Source organism: Persicitalea sp. (assembly GCF_041751555.1).
GTDB lineage: Bacteria > Bacteroidota > Bacteroidia > Cytophagales > Spirosomataceae > Persicitalea.
On sequence record NZ_JBGSXF010000449.1, the window covers coordinates 1 to 2,880 of the forward strand.

A 2,880-nucleotide genomic window follows, 5' to 3' on the forward strand; every position below is an offset into this window, starting at 1 on the left:
CTTCGATCTTCCCTTCTTCCAACATCCCCACCGACAGGAATTCTTCCAGAATGTCGGTGAGGTACTTGACCGAGCTTCGGATGGTATCGAGGTGTTTTTCGCGCTTGTCCTGCTGGTCACCGCCGGGATATTTCCCGATCAGGATGGCCGACGTCAGCACCGACGTCAGCGGCGTGCGGAACTCGTGCGACGCCATCGAGACGAACCGGGATTTCAACTCGCTCAGCTTGCGCTCGGCCTCCAAAGCGCGCCCCTGTTTTTCCTTAGAGCGCTCCAATTGCTCCAGGGTAACCGTCAGGTCTTGGGTACGCTCCAGTACCTTGCGCTCCAGGCTGGCGTTGAGCCGCTCGATATTTTCGCGCTGAGCCTGCATCGCCCGTTCGGCTACTTGCTCTGCCGTCATGTCGATCACAAATGCTACCACCTGAAGTTGGTCTTCGAGGTGGAAAAAACTGAGACTCACTTCAACGGGAAAGGTCGAGTCGTCCTTCCGCTTCCCATTCAGGTCGCGGTTGCGCCCCATCGCCCTTACTTGCGGTTTTTCGTTGAAGGATTCCCGTAGTTTTTCGTGGTAGTGGCTCACGCCGGACGGCACGAGTTGCTCGATGGTGCAGCCCAACAACTCACCGGCCACGTACCCGAACTGCCGTTCGGCCATTTGGTTGGCCGAAACGATCAGCCCCCGTTGGTCACACACGATGATCCCGATCGTGGCATTGGAAAAAATGGCCTCGTACCGCTTGGCGGAATGCGCCAGATCGCGCTCGCTCCGGTGAAGCGGGCCTTCGTCCGCTACGCGTACCAGGGCGTAAGATCGGCCCTGGGCAGAAAAGGCAGTGAATATCAGGCGTCCCCAGAAAGTTTGTCCGCCCTGTTGGTCTATCAGGGCGGTTTCCTGGTAGGTTCCTAAATCCAAGAGTCTCGATAGTAGACCATTTCTGTGTTCTTCGCTGAGGGGAGGTGTTCTGATGGATCGGGACTTGACAGGATCCGCTAGTAATTCCTCCTCGGATGAGAAGCCCAACAGCCGCACCCCGGCGCGGTTGACCCGTTTGAAGCGCTCTTCTTCCAGGTCATAAATGCCGATGAATTCATCGGTTTTCTCAAAAAGGAGATCGGCGAGGGCAGGCGAAAATTGTTCTGATAACATAGGTGATTACCCAAGCGGAATGAATCCAGCAACTTTTGTTCGAGAGTCACCTTTTCACAAATATACATTATCCCATGCTAATGGAATCAATTGATACGCAGAAAGTTGCATGTTCGATGGATAGTGTACATTCCTGGACCGATTTTTATCCGGCTACCTCCAGGCAAGATCATACGGTGTTAGACATTTTCTTTAATGACTTCCCGTTTAGATGGCCCGGTAATGACGCACGGTTTCATGAGTACGTGCTTTTAAGGTCTGTAAAAAAATTATTCTGCTCTCGAATAGTGATCTACAAGATAGGCCAGCAGAAGGCCCGCTTCTTTGGAAAACAGCAGCAGGTATTCTTTGGTGGTTCTTTGTAGAGTCATGTCCACTTTTAATTTTCAATAGTTTATTCTCCTCACTAAAAGGTGGGAAGTTTCCTCACCATTTATCTTGTTCTTTTGCCTTGCGTAACGAAAGCCACCCCTCTGTTTCCCTGCATCGAGTTCATCACTCCCTCGAACAAAGGCTCCGGGCAATCCGGGGGCGTTTGCCATTCAAACAGGAAGTTTGAGCCCGTCCCGCCCTCGACGTCCTCGTGGGCGATGACGATTTCGACCGTTTCCATGGGCCGCAGGTACACCGGGTGGCCGAAATACGCCCTGATCTTGGCCCCGGCCGTATCGTAATAATCTGCCCTGAGCAGGTAGATGGTGTCCGTCTCGCTCACGTTCCGCATGCTTATCATGCCCGTCAGGTTGTATTTCTGCTTTTGGGAATAGCTGAACATCTCTGAATAAACCGACAGATAGGATTTTCCGAAGACCAGCGAGTCGGTCTCCGCGATGCTCGCAGCCCTTTTCGACCAGTCTTCCTGGTGGATGTTTTTCTGCTGGATGAGGGACGATTCTTCTTCCTGGCCACAGCCAAGCACCAGTACCAACAAAAACAGCCATATGGTTTTAGTTTTTTTCATAGTATTCTAATCAATATAAGTATCAATGCACCGCCATGCTCTTGACTTTGCCCCCGTCCACGTTTTCCAGTGCCGACTGACTGACAAAAGCCTGGCCGTCGATGTCGAAAATTGCGTCCATCAGGCGGCTCAGTTCCAAACGGGTCACGATCACGTACAGCACGTCGAGCATTTGATCCGATTCGCCGCGTTTGCCGAAGCCCTGGTGGCTTTTCAGGCTCGTTACGCCCCAGCCTCTTTCCTGAATGCTTTGCCGTATGTCGGAGAATCGCTCCGAGACGATCATCACGGCAGTATACTGCTCGATGCCGTTGACGATGAAGTCGATGGTCTTGAAGGCCGCGAAATAGGTCAGCATCGAGTACAAGGCCGACTCCACGCTGAGGTAAAAAGCCGCCGTCGAAAAGATAAAGACGTTGAGCACCAAGATCACGTCGCCCACTTTCAGGAAGCGGGATTTGCGGCTGATCAGCAGCGCCAATGCCTCCGTGCCGTCCAGCACCGCTCCGCCGCGCATGGCCAGACCGATGCCCGCCCCGATGAAGAAACCGCCGAAGACCGCCGTCAACAGCGAGTCCGGCGTCACGTCGGGATAAGGGACCACCAGCAGGCACACGGCCAAACCCGCAATGGCCAGCACGCTGCGAATGGCGAAGGTGCGGCCGATGAAGCGGTAAGCCATTACGATGAACGGCAGGTTGATTAGTGGGATCAAAATTGCCAGCGGAAGTCCGAAGATTTCGCTGAGCAGCATCGAGATGCCCGTCGC

General features: G+C 53.7%; 3 protein-coding genes. All 3 read right to left on the minus strand.

The genetic code is table 11. The annotated features are described in order from the left end of the window. Positions 1–1,150: PAS domain S-box protein (locus tag ACEW8P_RS15750; RefSeq protein ID WP_373514036.1), on the minus strand; the 1,150-nt coding region annotated here is incomplete at its 3' end. Positions 1,151–1,583: 433 nt separating this feature from the next. Beyond that, on the minus strand, positions 1,584–2,111 hold the full coding sequence (locus ACEW8P_RS15755) for a DUF3124 domain-containing protein (RefSeq protein WP_373514037.1): 528 nt from the start codon (positions 2,109–2,111) through the stop codon (positions 1,584–1,586). 22 nt (positions 2,112–2,133) lie between these two features. Further along, positions 2,134–2,880: YitT family protein (locus tag ACEW8P_RS15760; RefSeq protein WP_373514038.1), on the minus strand; the 747-nt coding region annotated here is incomplete at its 5' end.

Excerpts from the sequence above, each read along its gene's own strand:
- ACEW8P_RS15755 (WP_373514037.1), bottom strand. The coding sequence starts at position 2,111 with ATGAAAAAAACTAAAACCATATGGCTGTTTTTGTTGGTACTGGTGCTT.